Genomic DNA, 17,483 nt, shown 5'->3' with positions numbered 1-17,483 from the left:
ATAAGGCTTACTTATGACGACTCGCATGTATCAATTACACGATGAATACCAATATTTTCTTCTCCATCATGGCGGTAAAAATACGGTTACTGGATCATGTCATGAATTGCGTATTGATCAGTATGGCATCTTAATTGATTGTGGGTTGTTTCAAGGTAAAGATGCCGCCTCGGACCCCATTACCGCACTTAATATTGATTTTGATATTCAGCACATTGAAGCCTTACTAATAACCCATACCCATATCGACCACATCGGCCGCCTACCTTGGTTGCTCGCTGCTGGGTTCGATAAACCGATTTATTGCACCAAAGCAACTGCGGCACTTATTCCATTAATGTTGGATGATGGTTTAAAGCTTCAACTGGGGTTGAATAAGAAACAGAGGGCGGTGGTTTTAGAGCGGATTGAAAGGCTTATTGTGCCGGTGGAGTATGGAGAGTGGGGAAAAATAGAGCCGAGATCTGAGGACGTTTCACTCAAGAGCCGAGGAAAAGTGTCTCACTCGGCAAGCGAAGCGCACTCGCTTCTCTTCAGGTTCCAGCCTGCTGGGCATATTCTAGGTTCGGCTTATATCGAGATTAAACTACCAAATGGTGAAATTATTGTCTTTTCTGGTGATTTAGGGCCGAGTAATACGCCATTATTACCGGATCCTATTCCACCGAAACAAGCTGACTATCTAGTCATTGAAACTACTTATGGTGATAAACAGCACGATAATGTAAGTACTCGCTCACAGCGGTTGGAACAGATCGTTCAAAAATCATTACAAGATGGCGGCGTGATTTTAATTCCGGCTTTTAGTGTTGGGCGCACGCAAGAGATTTTATTTGATATCGAACGTTTGATTGAACACAGCATTAAAACCAAAACTACTTCCGATGATTTTTGGCAACAACTGCCTATCATTTTAGATTCTCCACTGGCATTAAAAGTCACCAAAGAGTACGAACGTTTCAAACAGCTATGGAATGATGAATGCACTGAGTTTGATGAGAATATCGATAGGCATCCACTTTCTTTTGAGCAACTCATCACGGTTGATAACCATAAAGAACATACCAAACTCGCCAATCGACTTGCTTCTACGAACGAACCCGCCATCGTCGTCGCTGCCAGCGGCATGTGTCATGGTGGTCGTATTATGAACTACCTACAAGCGCTACTTCCTCACCAACAAACCGACGTGATTCTCACAGGCTTTCAAGCTTATGGAACGCTTGGCCGCGAGCTACAAGAAGGTGACAACTATGTTTATATTTCGAATCAAAAAATAGAGGTAAATGCTCAGATTCATTCGATGTCTGGATATTCAGCTCATGCGGATCAAAAAGATTTACTGCGGTTTATTGAAGGGATTGAAAAATTACCGAAGAAGGTATTTTTAATTCATGGAGAGCCAGAGGTGAAGGATGAATTCAAAGCGTTGCTTAAGGCAAGGTTTACAAGCGACGTTATTGTGTAAATTGAGAATAGATCTTCGATGTCTCTTAGGCTCCTCAAGAATGACGAGTTAATAACAACCTCAAAAAGGAATGATAGCTCTGTGAAGCCTTTACATTACTGTCATAGCCTTAATGAATCCGTCATTTCTGCGAGCTTTATTCCATCCGTCATTCCTGCCGAGCCTTAGCGAGAGCGGGAATCTACTCACCACGCGCTGAATGTAGATCCTCGATGTCGCTTAGGCTCCTCAAGGATGACGGTTAATAACAACCTCAAAGGAATGACGACTTGATACAGACCTCAAAAAGAAATGACGGCTTAATGCAAACCATAAAGGAAAATCAATGATGAAACAGCCTTGTGTGTACATCCTTTCATCCAATAATAAACAATCGTTATATGTTGGTGTCACCAGTCAACTAAAACAGCGTGTATGGCAGCATAAAAACAAACAAGTCAATGGGTTTTCATATAGATATAACACTATCAATCTAGTTTATTACGAAATTCATAATGTAATGGAGTCAGCAATTTCAAGGGAGAAACAATTAAAACATTGGAAAAGACAATGGAAAAACAACCTAATTACAGAACACAATAAAGAATGGGTTGATTTATACTATCAACTGTAAGTTCCCTGCTATCTGTAGGAGATCCTGAACTACACTCGTGACTCGCTATTCAGGATGACGCATATTTTTAGCCTTAGTGATAAAAGAAGCGTCCTCGAGTCTCGGATCTTGAAGTTCGCTTTTATTTCCTCTCTCAACTTATCTTCTGATATACTTCGCCCTGTCTGTTTTTTAAATTCTTTAGGAAGTAAATATGATTATCGTTACTGGCGGTGCTGGCATGATTGGCAGCAATATTGTTAAAGCACTAAATGAAGCTGGTTACAACGACATATTAGTAGTCGACAACCTAAAAAACGGTAAAAAGTTCGTTAATTTAGTCGACTTAGATATCACGGATTATATGGATCGTGATGACTTCCTAACTCAAATCATGGCTGGCGATGATTTCGGCCCGATTGAAGCGATTTTCCATGAAGGTGCATGCTCTGCAACGACTGAGTGGGATGGTAAATATATGATGCTCAACAACTACGAGTATTCTAAAGAGTTACTACACTACTGCGTTGATCGTCAGATTCCATTCCTTTACGCCTCTTCTGCTGCAACCTATGGCGCACAACCTTCTCGTTCGCAAAAGCCAGAATTCATTGAAGAGCGTGAATACGAAGGTGCACTGAATGTTTACGGTTATTCAAAACAGCAATTTGATAACTACGTGCGCCGCCTATGGGCAGATGCAGAAGTGCACGGCGAAAAACTGTCTCAAATTACCGGCTTCCGCTATTTCAATGTTTATGGCCCACGCGAACAACACAAAGGCAGCATGGCTTCAGTCGCTTTCCACCTAAACAACCAATTACTTGCTGGCGAAAATGCAAAGTTATTTGAAGGCAGCGACGAGTTCAAACGTGATTTCATCTATGTGGGTGATGTGTGTAAAGTCAACCTTTGGTTTATGGAAAACGGTGTATCAGGCATTTTCAACTGTGGTACTGGAAAAGCCGAACCTTTCCGCGCAGTTGCTGAAGCGGTAGTGAAACATCACGGTAAAGGCACGATTGAATCCATCCCATTCCCCGAGCATTTAAAAGGCGCTTACCAAGAATACACTCAAGCGAACTTAGATAAACTTCGCGCTGCAGGTTGCGATGTTAAGTTTAAAACCGTTGCAGAAGGTGTGGCTGAGTATTTGGCTGAGATTAATAAGTAAGCAGCAGCCCTTAATCGAACAACACCTTGATTCCAAAAACGAGAATAAAAGCACTGTCATTCCGGAAACGAGGTACGAGTTATCCGGAATCTACTTAAGAATAATGAATTCTTTACGATAACAGACCCTGAACTGCGCTCCTGCGTCGCTTTTCAGGATGACAGATTAACACTTTAACATTGCCTTCATATGATAGATAAGTTGATAGAGTATTTATGACCCAGCAACGTAATGACTTTGATGAGAAAGCGTATAACCCAACCTTTGAATGGTCGTTTCTAGCCCCTAAATATTGGGGAACTTGGGTTGCTCTGTTCTTGGCTTGTCTATTCGCATTTTTTCCTCGTTCAGCCAAATTAGCATTATCAAAATTTGTTGCTAAACAAGCAATAAAACTTAAATCTGGGGCAACTCATCGCGCTCGGGTTAACTTGTCTTTATGCTTTCCAGAGAAATCAGAATCAGAACGTCAAGCTATTCTGTATAAGCTATATGTCACCGCTTCTATGTTTATGCTGACATTCCCGCTTCTTACATTAAGAAGTAAAGAGTGGTTAGAAAAAAACACAACTATTCGTGGTTTTGAGCACCTTCAAAACGTACTCGACAACGATGAAAATGTTATTTTATTGGTCCCTCATACTTGGTCTATTGATATCCCTGCGGTACTTCTGGCCTCTCGTGGATTACCTGTTTCTGCCATGGCAAAAGGCCAAAAAAATAAAGTGGCAGACTGGTTAATGCATAAACAGCGAGTTCAATACGGCGGCCGTGTTTATGATCGAAGTGTAGGGATCAAACCTTTCATTAAATCAGTACGTAAAGATAAGTACCTAGGTTACTATCTACCCGATGAAGATCTTGGCCGTGAACACAGTGTCTTTGTCGATTTCTTTGCAACAAAAAAAGCTACGATTTCAGGGTTAGGTCGTTTATCGAAACTAAGCCAGGCTAAAATCGTTCCTCTATTTGCTATGATCAACACAGAAACAGGTCAGTTCGAATTAGATTTCTACCCTGCCCTACCCTTTCCAACCGGTGATGAATATCAAGATGCTAGAATGATGAATGAGTGTATTGAACATTATGTGACTGAAAGGCCTGAGCAGTATATGTGGATTTTGAGGCTATTAAGAACTCGTCGAGACCCTGATATTAATCCTTATAAAAAATAATACCAAAGAGTACTCGCCGTAATGTCGACTCGCTACCAAGAACAATCCACATTTAAAACTCAACTGGTGAATCTAAGTGTGCTATGTGCCTTTACTTCATTATTAATTATCGGAAAAGGCCATAATGTTTCCGGTGTTTTCCTACTACTTCCTGCTCTATTTTTAGCTTTCCCAATAAAAAAGACTGACCTTCCGAAAAACTTTTGGACTTTGACCGCTATCTTTATTGCCTTTTTTAGCATATCGGTATTATCTTTTTTATTTAAAGGTGGTAATACTTCCGATTTTGATCAGCCTAGTCGTTTTATATTTGTACTCTTAGTAATACTAATGCTGATAAAGTACCCACCAAAAGTAAACTTTATTATCCTTGGTGTCACTTTATCTTCTATTCTCGCCCTTATCGTTGCAATAATTCATACTCAATATTATGGGATGAACCGTGCTTTTACTGGAATAAATGATATAGCTTGGATGAAAGGTTATATGCCGATACAAGATGGCGGCATTGTCATGACCATGGGACTACTTTGTGGCAACTTTTTTATTTATTCACTTAAAAACCAACAATATAAGATTGCCACCTTTACCTTTATCGGCTGTCTTTGTGGCCTTGCTGCAAGTCTTATGTCTGGCTCTAGAGGTGCCTGGATTGCCTTACCCGTAGTATTCATATATCTCGTTTATTCTCATCGTCATTACTTTAGGAATAAAGCCATCATTCTTTTACCCATGTTATTTCTCTCTCTGTTCATCTTTTCGGCTCTGCAATCTGAGCATGTTATGAACAGAGTTAATCAAGCTTCTCAAGATATACAAAAACTAGAGAGTGGCAATCTAAACTCTTCGGTGGGTGTAAGGGTTATGTTATGGAAGAGCGCCATACTAGCCACAAAAGAATACCCTATTTTTGGTTCGGGTTATCCACAAAGATTAGAGATTAGAAAAGAACAAGTTAACACAGGGGTTATGCCTAAATTACTCAATAAATGGCGAAATATACATGCTCATAACCAGTTTTTAGAGTATTTATCTGTTTATGGTATTGTAGGGTTTATCAGTTTGATCTCAGTTTTTCTATATCCATTATACTTATTTAAAAGAATGGAACAGACCTCACCAGAACATAATATTTTAAAAGAATGTGGCGTGATTCATATTTTAGCGACCATGAGTTATTGCTTAACTCAGGTATTTTTCGCTCATAATTCTGGTACTATTTTTTATCCATTAATTTTATCCATATTTTTAATATCAAGTGGTGCAATTAAATTAAACCACTCTCAAGGTAACTGATGAATATCTTAATTTTTAGTTCCTATAAAGATACCTGGAACAGTGTTCGCCCAGAAGCAGAAATGTTCATTGAAATGGCTAACTTAGGCAATAATATCACTATTGTTACCCAAGGAAAATCCGAATACGTTAAGCGCTTTAAAGCAAATGGAATCAAGGTTATCGACTGTTATCCAAGTAAAAAAGTTTGTTGTAAGACTATTAAAACTTTACGCAATGAACTTAAAGCTACGCATTACGACATTGTTTATGCCATGAACTCCAAAACCATACCAAATGCCGCTTTTGCCTGTATTGGATTTAAAAACACAAAGATGGTGACATACCGAGGAACTGTTGGTGGTTTGTATAAACATGACCCAAGTGCCTACTTGACTCACTTACATCCAAGAGTAAATGGCATAAGCTGTGTCGCTCAGGCTGTAACTGATGATGTACAAAAGCATGTTTGGATGGATGCAAATAACGTAGTAACTATCTATAAAGGACATGATATTTCTTGGTATCAAGCCAAGGCGATATCACGAGAAGAATTAAACATCCCAAAAGATGCGATCATCGTAACTTGTATCGCAAATGCTCGCCCTAGTAAAGGTGTTCATGTGCTGTTAAAAAGTGCATCTCAACTATCTGACCTCGACAGATTACATATTTTACTTATTGGCCGTGATATGGATACCGAAGCTAACCTTGCTCTCGCTAACGCGAGTGGGATGAAAGAACGTATCCATTTTCTAGGTTATAGAAAAGATGTCCCTGAAATTCTAGCGACTAGTGATATACAAATTCAACCATCAGTTAGCGGAGAAGGCTTACCTAAAACCATTATCGAAGCAATGGCAATGGCAGTGCCTTCTATCGTCACAACAACTGGTGGTGGTAAAGAATTAATCATCGATGAGGAATCCGGCTACATTATTCCCGTCAATAATCATATGGCTATTGCAGATAAAATCCGCTTACTCTGTGGCTCGAAAGAAAAACGTCAAAAAATGGGATTACTTGCTCAACAACGTATGATTAACAAGTTTTCCGTTCAAAACACAGCCCAACAACATCTAAACTTTTTTCAAACGTTACTCACTAATAAATAGCGACGATCTTCTATTATGTTAAAGATCCTTAAAAACAAAAATCGCGCCTTTAGAAATAAAATCAAAGCTTGGAAATTAGCTCGAACTTCTCAAAAATACGATAAAGATCCACTATCGGGCAGATCTCCTAAAATAGCTCATGTACGCTCATTAGCAATCCTACGCTGGGATAATAAACTCGGTGATGCGATAATGTGTGGTGTATTTATTCAGGCTTTACAGCAATATAGACCAGATATCAAAGTTACCGTTATCTCACCTGACTTTTGTGCCAACTGGCTGAAAAATGCAACCCATTGCGACATACTTTTATGTGGTAAAAGAAGTCAAAAAACAGCTCTAGAGTTTAAACAATATCGTGGACAATTTGATGCAACTATAGAACTGGGTAGTAGTTTTGATTTTAAAGAATTAACTGCGCTATACCAATTAGGATCACCAATAAATATTGGCTACGAAAAATTTTCTCACCCAATTTTTAATATTAATATTGACTCAAGTGCCGTTCACTTTAAAGACCGTTATTTAGCCGTCGCTAAACTATTTATTCCAAAAGCTTCACTGAAGAATATCAAGATTCCGATGATTCCATTTAATGAATCCATCACGTTGCCCAATCTTTCAAATAATAATAACATCGCTATCAATCTTTTCGGTTCCAGTAAATATAGACAATTCTCAGAAATAGAAGCGATAAAACTACTCACTCGCTGGCTAACAGAGTTTCCAACAGATAATCTTTATTTAATACCGGTACCTGATAAAGTCCCTGTTTTAAAAAGCATCGTAAAGAAAATCAATCATGATAGAATTTTACTCGTATCTGAAATACCATCTCTAGAATTGACTCTAAAATTACTTTCTGAAGTTGATCTATGCTTTACTCCTGATACCTCTGTTGTCCATATGGCAAGTGCTTTAAACACACCAATCATAGGCATTTATGCTGATGACCCGATAAACTTAAAAGAATGGCATCCTTTATCATCACGATATGAAGTGCTATTAAACACTAAAGCAAAAGATAACAATGATCGTGTCTATGTGCATGATTTTAAGTGGCAAGACTTAAAAGAAAAACGCCTAAAACTTTTACAAGAATAACTGGATTACATTATGAGAATTCTAATCATCAGCCCTTCTTGGATTGGCGATATGGTGATGTCACAATCACTCTATATCACATTAAAGCAACAATACCCTGAAGCCTTGATTGATGTGCTTGCGCCCGCATGGTGTAAACCCATTTTAGAACGCATGCCTCAAGTTCATCAGGCAATAGAAATGCCGCTCGGCCATGGTGACTTTAATTTTCTAGGTCGTCGTGCATTGGGTAAAGAACTTGCACTACAACACTATACTCATGCTTTCGTTTTGCCTAACTCAGCTAAATCTGCCTTAATTCCCTGGTTTGCAGGGATCCCAGTCCGTACTGGATGGAAAGGTGAGATGCGTTATGGCTTATTAACCGATTTAAGAAGTAATAAAAAGGATTTTCAGTACATGGTCGAGCGTTATGTGGCGCTTGCTCACCCAAAATCAGACATGCAAAGCTCTGCTTCTTTACCTGGTCTCGAACAGCTCCCAAAACCAAAACTGCATATTGATGCTTTTACTCAGTCACGTAGTATCGACAAGTTCGATCTCAACCAAGACCGTGCCATAATCGGGTTATGTCCGGGGGCAGAATTTGGTCCAGCCAAACAATGGCCTGTAGAGCATTATGCAGCCGTTGCAGATGAATTCATCTCACAAGGCAAACAAGTATGGTTATTTGGTTCCGCTAAAGACCAAATAACTACCGATGCTATCAAGCAAAAGATCTCAGTTGAAAATCAAGTTCATACCTATGATTTAGCGGGGAAAACTAACCTTATTGAAGCCGTAGACTTACTTGGCGCTTGCGAAACTGTTATCAGTAATGACTCGGGTTTAATGCACGTTGCAGCCGCCGTTGGTTGCCAGGTGATAGGTGTTTATGGCTCAACGTCACCACAATACACGCCACCTTTGGCTGATAAAGTGGCCATTGTTCATACTGATATTGAATGCCGCCCATGTTTTAAGCGTGAATGCCCATTAAAACACTTAAAATGCTTAAAAGAGCTCGCACCGGAACAAGTTCTGAATGCTTACCGTAGCTTATAGGATAAAGTACACATGATCCGATACGTCTACACGTTTCTATTATGCTTGGCAGCCCCTTTTTTGCTGTTTGGACTATATAAGAAAAAACCGGGGAAACCTGCATTTGGCTCTCGTTGGAAGGAACATTTTGGACGAACACCGCCGCTAAAAGATCAATCTACAGCTCCAATCTGGATTCATACCGTTTCGGTTGGTGAAACAATCGCAGCCACGCCCTTTATCAAGCAATTGAAAGAAAAATATCCAGATACACCCATAGTGATTACGACAACAACAAGTACTGGTGCTGAACAAGCTGAAAAACTCAGTGATATTGCCGAACACCGCTATATGCCACTGGATTTACCTTTTGCGCTCAAAAGCTTTCTGCGCTCTATTCAGCCTAAAATGATGCTAATTATGGAAACGGAACTCTGGCCGAACACGATTCATTATGTCGCCAAATCAGATATTCCTATTACAGTCATTAACGCTCGCTTGTCTCAGCGTTCGGCCGAGCGTTATGCGAAGTTTCCATCTATATTCAATTTACTATCAAATGGTATTACTCGTATATTGTGTCAACATCAAGCTGATGCTGATCGATTTAAACAACTAGGGGTATCAGCTGAAAAGCTTGCAGTCACCGGTAGTTTAAAGTTTGATATCACCATTCCCCCAGCAACGATTGAAGCCGGTAATCAATTAAGAGAGCAACTTGGTACGGAAAGACCTGTCTGGATAGCAGCCAGTACTCATCATGGGGAAGATGAGCAAGTTTTAGCGGCTCATCAAGCATTATTAAAGACTCATCCCAATGCTTTATTAATCTTAGTTCCTCGTCATCCTGAGCGATTTAATGACGTTTATCTGCTATCAAACACATTGGGATTTAACACAGCAAGACGAACACAACCCCAACCTGATTTTTCTCAAACGCAAGTCTACTTAGGCGATACCATGGGCGAAATGCTTATTTTAATGCAAGCTACTGATGTCTGCTTCATGGGCGGAAGTTTATTGGGAGATAAAGTTGGAGGGCATAATGTGTTAGAACCAGCAGCATTGGGAATACCTTGTCTTATTGGGCAGTCTTATTACAACTTTTCAGATATTACTCATCAATTGACTCAGGTTAAAGCTGCCTTTATTTGTCAGGGGGCAGATGACATATATCATAAATTAATTAAACTGATTGAATCTGAATCAATAAGAAAACAATGCCAAGAACAAGCATTAGCTGTGATTAAAGGAAATCAAGGCGCGGTAAAAAAGACAATTAAAAGTATTTCTATTACGTAACTTTTTCTCTTAGAGGTATTTATTGCTGATAACCTAACAACAACTGAGCCCAATTTTGCTCCACCCATTGAATATTACGTTTATTCCTTTCCTTTTTAAAAGAACGTAATAGGCGGTCTAAATTAGACTTTTGCCAAACTGAAATATTGCTTTCAAATCTATTCGACTCTAAATGACACTTATCAAAATCAATGATCCATACCTTATTAGCTTCATCTAGTAAGATGTTATGAATGTTGAGGTCGGTATGATTTACATTCGCTTCATGCAACTTTTTAATTTGCTGGCCGATAAGTTGATACGTCGCTTCACTCAAGCTGCTCTTTTGCAGAACCGACACTAAATCTTGAGCCCCTTCAATTTTTTGGGTCAGAATATCCGCTTGATAACAGATTGATCGTTTGACCGCTCTTGCCGCAATCGGCTTGGGAACATTCACCCCCGCATCAACCAGATGCTGTAATAGCTGAAACTCTTCACAACTACGGGTTTTATGCCATTGTCTAAACCAATAATGGTCTTTAACTAGCTTGCCAAATAACCCACCACGTCGGTAATGACGTAACGCCGCTGGTAATCGCTCGGTTTGCACAAACCACGTCGTGCCGCGGCCTTGTGCCGAACCAATCACTTTTCCTTGAGCGTGCCAATATTCAGGGTCAAACACCTGCTCAACAGAGTTGGTAATTAAGGTTTCGTCATACCAGATGACTTGTTTATGAGATGTGAGTGTTTTCATGTGAGTAGGATACCGTGTCTCGTGTCTCGTGTCTCGTGTCTCGTGTCTCGTGTCTCGTGTCTCGTGTCTCGTGTCTCGTGTCTCGTGTCTCGTGTCTCGTGTCTCGTGTCTCGTGTCTCGTGTCTCGTGTCTCGTGTCTCGTGTCTCGTGTCTCGTGTCTCGTGAAGAAGTTTTTCAGCTATATATTTCACGTCAATATATTTCTTTTTTCTCGGCTCTCGAAGCGAAGCGCCCCCGATTCCCGACTCAATTTGAGTTACTTTTCACAAATATAGGGCTTTGCATTATAATCAGCAGAATTTCTTACAAAAATGAATTCTATATGCCCTTATTTACTTCTGCCCCTGAGTCTCTATGTTTCTTGCGCTTATCCGCTATTGGTGATGTATGCCATGCGGTCGCGGCAGTACAAGCAGTACAAAGGCATTGGCCTGAAACAAAAATCACCTGGATTATAGGCAAAGTTGAAGCTCAGTTACTTGAAGGGTTAGAGGGCATTGAGTTTATCATTTTTGATAAGAAAGCAGGTTATGCCGGCATGAAGTCGGTTTGGCAAAAACTTAGTGACCGTCACTTCGATGCTCTCGTTCATATGCAACTCGCCTTACGCGCGAGCCTTCTCACGCTCGGCATAAAAGCTAAATACAAAGTAGGCTTTAACAGACAGCGTGCCAAAGAAGGCCAATGGCTATTTACCAATAAAAAAATTGATGATGTTGAATCACAACATGTTTTAGATAGCTTTTTAGCATTTGTCGAATATTTAGGGGTTCCCAAGTCTGAGCCTAAATGGAATATGCCAATTTCACAGTTGGAGACAGACTGGGTAAATCACCAGATTCCAACACAGCAAAAGGTTCTTGTTATCAGCCCTGCGGCCAGCAAAGATGAAAGAAATTGGCTGACCGAACGATATGCACAATTTGCAGACTATGCCATAGAACAGGGTTATCACGTTATACTATGTGGTTCACCAAGTGAGCGAGAGATACAGCTTGGTGAGAATATTCGTCAATTTATGTGTCATCAAGCCACCAACCTTATTGGTCAAACATCACTCAAGCAGTTACTCGCGGTTTTAAATCGAGCAGATATTGTATTAGCACCAGATTCTGGCCCTGCCCACATGGCTACAACTCAAGGCACACCGGTTATTGGTTTATATGCTCACAGTAACCCGAAGCGAACAGGCCCATATTTAAGTTTAGATACAACTGTAAGTGTTTATGATGAATGCTTGTTCAAACAATATGGAAAATCAGCGTCAGAATTATCTTGGGGAACTCGGGTAAAAGGCTCTGATTTAATGGCGACTATCACTTTAGAAGCCACTATTAACCAACTTAAAAAAATCATTACTAAGCAAAAGGTTGAAGTTTTATGAGCACTCCTACACTGACAGTCGCATTAATTGTTAAAAATGAAGAAAAACACTTAGCGAATTGTTTAGATACAGTAAAGGACTGGGCTGATGAAATTGTTATCTTAGACTCTGGAAGTACTGATAAAACCGAAGAGATTGCTCGTCAATATACGGATAAGTTTTATGTTAATTTAAAGTGGCCGGGATTTGGCCCTCAACGTCGTTTAGCTCAAAGTTATATTTCAAGTGATTATGTATTATGGTTAGATGCTGATGAACAAGTAACCCCTGAACTAAAGCAACAAATACAGAAAGTAGTTAAAGAAAACCATCAACATTGTGTTTATAAATTAGATCGCCTAAGTACGGCTTTTGGAAAACAAATTAAATATTCTGGATGGTCGCCTGATTGGGTTACTCGATTATACAGAACTGAAGATACCCAATACAACCAAGCACTTGTACATGAAAGTGTCGAAATACCAAGCAGCCATAAGGTAATAGCGCTTAAAGGCAAACTATTACACAACACATTTGATGAGTTAAGCCAGTATACTCGAAAAACGTCCCTATATATGAAATCATGGGCAGATCAACGTGAAGGAAAAAAGAAAAGCTCACTTTTTTCAGCCATATCACACGCTTTTTTCCGATTTTTTAAAATGTACATTATTAAACGTGGCTTTTTAGATGGTCGACATGGGTTATTACTAGCAATATTGAGTGCGAATACAACTTTCATTCGCTACGCCGACTTGTGGCTTAGAGAGCGAAATAAGAAGATCAGTTATGATATGAATAACGCTAAAGTTTGTTTTGTCAACACATCGGACTCTTGGGGTGGGGGAGAAAAATGGCACCATACTGCTGCTGTTCAATTATCTAAAACCGATAATGTTAGCGTCATTTCTCGGCCTAATAGTAAGCTACTCAACTCTTTAGTCGATTCAAATATAAGCCTTTTTGAGTTTAGTATTACCAACACTAGTTTTGTTAACCCGCTTAAAATGTTTCAGCTTTATAGACACTTTAAGCGTTATCAATATTCTTCTATTGTGTTAAACCTCCCTGCCGATGTAAAAAGTGCAGGTATTGCGGCTAAATTGGCCGGAATTAAAAAGATTATCTATCGACGAGGAATGCCACACCCTATAAGAAACACTATACTCAATCGTTATTTATTTGGTAAAGTTGTGACTGATGTGATCGTAAATTCAGATGAGATTGGTCGGTCTATTGTCCAAAATAACCCTAATATTATTCCCTCGGATTCAATACATACGATATATAATGGGGTGAATATTCAGGAATATAACAAAGAAAATATCACACCTCTATTCTCTAAGAAAACAGGGGACGTACTTTTAGGTACTGCCGGTCGCTGTGTTAATCAAAAGAATCAATTAATGCTTATCGATATGATGGTACACCTGAAAAAAAGTGGACATAGAGTCAAACTCTATATTGCGGGTACAGGTCCACTATATTCACAATTAGAATCTGCTATTGTAGAAAATAAACTCACTAATGATGTCTTCTTGCTGGGTTTTGTAAAAGACACTAAAGCATTTTTGGCTAGTTTAGATATATTTGTTTTCCCTTCTCACTACGAAGGTTCTTCTAACGCGATTATTGAAGCTTTGGCGACGGGCTTGCCAACTGTCGCCTTCGATATAAGTAGCATGCCAGAAATGGTGATTGAGGGTGAGACAGGTAAGTTAGCTCAATATAATCATCTAGAGAGCTTTACCGCTGCAACAGAGTCTTTAATTCTTGATGTTGACCTCCGAAAAAAAACTTCACACCAAGCAAAAGTATTGGTCAGTGAGAAGTTTAATAATAAAATAATTTTCCAGAAAATCAAAACTTTACTATCAGAGTAATTTATAACGAAAAAATGGGGGATGACTTACCCCCCCATTGAATCCACATTCTTCGCTTTAGTTTTTATAAAATTCTTTATACCACTCAACAAAGTTAGCAACACCTTGCTTCACTGACATTGATGGCTTATAGCCTGTGACATTAAATAAATCTTGTGTGTCAGCGTAAGTCGCATAAACATCGCCCGGCTGCATTGGCATGAAGTTTTTCTTAGCCTCAACACCGAGAGCATCTTCAAGTGCTTCAATATACTCCATCAATTTAACCGGATTACCATTACCGATGTTATAGACTTTATAAGGGGCTGAACTGGTTGCTGGTGATCCTGTTTCTACTGTCCATTGTGGATTTTTTTCAGGTATCACATCCTGAATTCGAATGATACCTTCTACAATGTCATCAATGTATGTAAAGTCACGTTGCATATCGCCATTGTTATAAACATCGATTTCCTCACCTTCTACTATCGCTTTAGTAAATTTGAACAGAGCCATATCAGGACGCCCCCAAGGACCGTATACCGTGAAGAAACGTAAACCAGTCGTTGGCAATCCATATAGATGGGAATAGGTATGCGCCATTAATTCATTCGCTTTTTTGGCTGCCGCATACAAAGATATAGGATGGTCTACAGTATCGGAGGTATTGAATGGCATTTTTTTATTTAAGCCATACACTGAACTTGAGGAAGCATAAACAAGGTGTTCAATATTATGGTGGCGGCAACCTTCTAGAATCGTTAAGTGCCCCACTAGATTACTATCTGCATACGCCATTGGATTATCAATTGAATAACGCACTCCTGCTTGTGCCGCTAAGTGAATCACTCTTTGAAATCCTTGCTCTGCAAATAATGTAGCCACCCCTTCACGGTCAGCTAAATCCAATTCGATAAAAGTAAAATTATCATGATTAGCACGGTTTAAACGTGCATGCTTCAATTCAACTGAATAGTAGTCATTAAGATTATCAACACCAACAACTTGATGACCTGCTTGACATAAACGCTCTACCACTGCTGAACCGATAAAGCCCGCCGCACCCGTTACTAAATATTTCATATCGCTTTCACCTAATTACATTAATGCAGTGATTTTATGCCAATCTCCTTGTAATAGCCAACAACAGAAAACCTTAATCAATAAACTTAATAATGCAGATAGATTTACAGGCTATATTTTGAAATACTGCCGTTAGATCTAAATATAGTAATCATTAGATTCTTGGTTTATAAATAACAAATCAATGATTTACACCCAAATAGCGAGCAAATCAATATGACTAAGCTAATCACACCAGCCATTTACCCAGGTACTTTTGATCCCATCACTAACGGTCACTTTGATTTAATCAAACGTAGTGCTTGCCTATTTGACAGTGTCGTCGTTGCAGTTGCAGAAAGCCCAAGTAAAAACACCATGTTTAGCCTGCAAGAACGCGTTGATATGGTGAAAGAAGTCACTAAAGATCTGAAGAATGTCACTACGGTGGGCTTTTCTGGTCTACTTGTTGATTTTGCTAAGCAGCAGAAAACTAATATTTTGATCCGTGGCCTACGTACAACGATCGATTATGAATATGAGTTTGGCTTAACCAGCATGTACCGCAAATTAATGCCAGAGTTAGAAAGTGTCTTTTTAACTCCCACCGAAGAGTTTGCTTTCCTGTCTTCGACTATTGTTCGTGAAGTGGCCATTCATGGCGGAAATGTTGATCAGTTTTTGCATCCGTATGTGGTGGAGAAGGTTAAAGCAAGAACGTGACTCGTTTATCGGGCGCTTCGCTGCTCGTGGCTAGAAAAAGATAAGACCATCCTGCCGAGTCTAAGCGAGAGCGGGAATCTACTCACCACGTGCTGTATATAGATCCTCGATGTCGCCAAGGCTCCTCAAGGATGACGCCTAACTTTTAGTATTCGCTGTTACACTCGCCCTATAACACGAAACTCGCAACCATCTTCTAATATTTTCAGCTCCCTAGCGCAATCCCCCACCTCTCGGCTCTGCTCTTCCAAGTTACGAGTAACGAAATGCCCTAGAAACGAGTTACGAAAACGCTTTCCCCTGACACCCTTCACAATAAAAACTATTCCTCTGTCCAATTTTTTCTTCAATGATCAATTCGCTACAAACTGGACAAGGCTTATCGGCTTTGCCATATACCAATAGTTCTTGAGCAAAGTAACCAGGCTTACCATCGGCCTGATTAAAGTCTTTTAACGTAGTACCGCCTTGAGTAATCGCTCTTGCTAACACTTTTTTAATTTCATCCACCAACAAGGCAATTTGCTCTAGCGTTAATGTACTGGCGATTGCTTTAGGATGAATTCTGGCACTAAACAAAGATTCACTAGCATAAATATTACCCACCCCAACCACGACTTTATTGTCCATGATGAATTGCTTAGCCACTACTTTACGTTTCTGAGCTTTTTCAAATAGATACTGTGCATTGAAGTCATCAGTTAAAGGCTCAGGTCCAAGGTGACTCATCACGTCATGTTCAATGCCAGTTTCACACCACAACCAAGCCCCAAAGCGACGAGGATCGTGATAACGCAACACTTTGCCATTGGTTAAAATAAGATCCACATGATCGTGCTTATTCGGCTCGATCCATTGATCTAACACTCGCAAATTACCCGACATGCCCAAGTGAATAATCGCTGTACCTTGATCAGTTTCAATTAATAGGTACTTTGCCCGACGTCGAATAGAGCGAATCACTTGCCCTTGAAGTAATAAGATGTCTTCAGGCACAGGCCAACGCAATTTCGGTTGTCTAACGTCAATTTTTTGAATCTTCTGGTCGAGAAGGTGTGGGGTGATCCCCATTCGGCTCACTTCAACTTCGGGTAGTTCGGGCATGATATATCCGGGTAAATAGTTCCTAGTTCCTGGTCCCTAGGAAAAGGTTAGAGACCACCTAGTCGTTGAAAGTGCATCAAAGCCGAAACCAAGTCAAGAAGGATATAAGTTCCTGGTTCCTAGCTCCTAGTCCCTGAGAAGAGCAAATTGTGGGCGCTGTTTTTTACTCGAACTCCATAGATCTCGGCAAACTAACCGTCATTCCTGCCGAGCCTAAGCGAGAGCGGGAATCTACTCACCACGTGCTGTATATAGATCCTTGATGTCGCTTAGGCTCCTCAAGGATGACAACTTTTATCACTTTCAACTACCTTTTTAAACACAGCAACATACAAAATTATTTTTAGACCTACAGTCTTCCAGCACCCACCTCTAGGAACCAGGAACTAGATACCAGGAACT

15 protein-coding genes and 1 pseudogene are annotated in these 17,483 nt (G+C 39.8%); 13 read left to right on the top strand and 3 right to left on the bottom strand.

Going from position 1 to position 17,483, the window contains the following annotated elements:
* Window positions 1-13 precede the first annotated feature (13 nt).
* The 9 genes from ACN0T8_RS05415 to waaA all read left to right on the top strand — a co-directional run bounded on the left by ACN0T8_RS05415 (window position 14) and on the right by waaA (window position 10,228).
* Complete coding sequence (locus tag ACN0T8_RS05415; RefSeq protein ID WP_417879632.1) at window positions 14-1,468, top strand: MBL fold metallo-hydrolase RNA specificity domain-containing protein; 1,455 nt, start codon at window positions 14-16, stop codon at window positions 1,466-1,468.
* A 325-nt stretch (window positions 1,469-1,793) separates the two neighbouring features.
* Window positions 1,794-2,081, top strand: a complete 288-nt coding sequence (locus ACN0T8_RS05410; RefSeq protein WP_417879631.1) for a GIY-YIG nuclease family protein — start codon at window positions 1,794-1,796, stop codon at window positions 2,079-2,081.
* 193 nt (window positions 2,082-2,274) lie between these two features.
* Entirely contained in the window at window positions 2,275-3,234 is a 960-nt protein-coding gene (rfaD, locus tag ACN0T8_RS05405) for an ADP-glyceromanno-heptose 6-epimerase (RefSeq protein ID WP_417879630.1), read from the top strand.
* A 215-nt stretch (window positions 3,235-3,449) separates the two neighbouring features.
* Window positions 3,450-4,409, top strand: a complete 960-nt coding sequence (lpxM, locus tag ACN0T8_RS05400) for a lauroyl-Kdo(2)-lipid IV(A) myristoyltransferase (RefSeq protein WP_417879629.1) — start codon at window positions 3,450-3,452, stop codon at window positions 4,407-4,409.
* Between the two features lie 21 nt (window positions 4,410-4,430).
* Window positions 4,431-5,705 carry an O-antigen ligase family protein gene (locus ACN0T8_RS05395; protein ID WP_417879628.1) on the top strand — a complete coding sequence of 425 codons (1,275 nt, stop codon included), beginning with the start codon at window positions 4,431-4,433 and terminating at the stop codon, window positions 5,703-5,705.
* Window positions 5,705-6,799, top strand: a complete 1,095-nt coding sequence (locus ACN0T8_RS05390) for a glycosyltransferase family 4 protein (protein WP_417879627.1) — start codon at window positions 5,705-5,707, stop codon at window positions 6,797-6,799. The genes ACN0T8_RS05395 and ACN0T8_RS05390 overlap by 1 nt, the downstream gene beginning before the upstream one ends.
* Window positions 6,800-6,814: 15 nt before the next feature.
* On the top strand, window positions 6,815-7,903 hold the full coding sequence (locus tag ACN0T8_RS05385; RefSeq protein WP_417879626.1) for a glycosyltransferase family 9 protein: 1,089 nt from the start codon (window positions 6,815-6,817) through the stop codon (window positions 7,901-7,903).
* Window positions 7,904-7,915: 12 nt separating this feature from the next.
* The gene (gene waaF / locus ACN0T8_RS05380) at window positions 7,916-8,947 is read left to right on the top strand and encodes a lipopolysaccharide heptosyltransferase II (protein ID WP_417879625.1); all 1,032 of its coding nucleotides are present in this window, start codon (window positions 7,916-7,918) and stop codon (window positions 8,945-8,947) included.
* A gap of 12 nt (window positions 8,948-8,959) precedes the next feature.
* A complete protein-coding gene (gene waaA, locus ACN0T8_RS05375) occupies window positions 8,960-10,228 on the top strand; it encodes a lipid IV(A) 3-deoxy-D-manno-octulosonic acid transferase (protein WP_417879624.1) in 1,269 nt (422 codons plus the stop codon).
* A 19-nt stretch (window positions 10,229-10,247) separates the two neighbouring features.
* Here waaA and ACN0T8_RS05370 read toward each other — a convergent pair whose 3' ends face one another.
* Entirely contained in the window at window positions 10,248-10,967 is a 720-nt protein-coding gene (locus ACN0T8_RS05370) for a 3-deoxy-D-manno-octulosonic acid kinase (RefSeq protein WP_417879623.1), read from the bottom strand.
* A 322-nt stretch (window positions 10,968-11,289) separates the two neighbouring features.
* On the opposite strand from ACN0T8_RS05370, the gene ACN0T8_RS05365 reads away from it, so the two are divergent.
* The 3 genes and pseudogenes from ACN0T8_RS05365 to ACN0T8_RS05355 all read left to right on the top strand — a co-directional run bounded on the left by ACN0T8_RS05365 (window position 11,290) and on the right by ACN0T8_RS05355 (window position 14,213).
* A complete protein-coding gene (locus tag ACN0T8_RS05365) occupies window positions 11,290-12,351 on the top strand; it encodes a glycosyltransferase family 9 protein (protein WP_417879622.1) in 1,062 nt (353 codons plus the stop codon).
* Window positions 12,348-13,112: pseudogene (locus ACN0T8_RS05360) on the top strand (glycosyltransferase family 2 protein); the annotation flags it as partial. The gene ACN0T8_RS05365 and the pseudogene ACN0T8_RS05360, both read left to right, overlap by 4 nt.
* A gap of 12 nt (window positions 13,113-13,124) precedes the next feature.
* A complete protein-coding gene (locus ACN0T8_RS05355) occupies window positions 13,125-14,213 on the top strand; it encodes a glycosyltransferase (protein WP_417879717.1) in 1,089 nt (362 codons plus the stop codon).
* 57 nt (window positions 14,214-14,270) lie between these two features.
* Here the strand turns inward: ACN0T8_RS05355 and ACN0T8_RS05350 are convergent, their stop codons facing one another.
* The gene (locus ACN0T8_RS05350; RefSeq protein WP_417879621.1) at window positions 14,271-15,275 is read right to left on the bottom strand and encodes an NAD-dependent epimerase; all 1,005 of its coding nucleotides are present in this window, start codon (window positions 15,273-15,275) and stop codon (window positions 14,271-14,273) included.
* Window positions 15,276-15,491: 216 nt separating this feature from the next.
* On the opposite strand from ACN0T8_RS05350, the gene coaD reads away from it, so the two are divergent.
* Window positions 15,492-15,977 (top strand): pantetheine-phosphate adenylyltransferase, encoded by a 486-nt coding sequence (gene coaD / locus ACN0T8_RS05345; RefSeq protein ID WP_417879620.1) that lies wholly within the window; start codon window positions 15,492-15,494, stop codon window positions 15,975-15,977.
* Window positions 15,978-16,259: 282 nt separating this feature from the next.
* Here the strand turns inward: coaD and mutM are convergent, their stop codons facing one another.
* Entirely contained in the window at window positions 16,260-17,081 is an 822-nt protein-coding gene (gene mutM, locus ACN0T8_RS05340) for a bifunctional DNA-formamidopyrimidine glycosylase/DNA-(apurinic or apyrimidinic site) lyase (RefSeq protein ID WP_417879619.1), read from the bottom strand.
* Window positions 17,082-17,483 lie beyond the last annotated feature (402 nt).

The organism is Vibrio sp., assembly GCF_048266485.1.
Lineage (GTDB): Bacteria > Pseudomonadota > Gammaproteobacteria > Enterobacterales > Vibrionaceae > Vibrio.
Note: the sequence above shows the minus strand (reverse complement) of the source record. Positions and strands in the feature narration are given on the sequence as shown.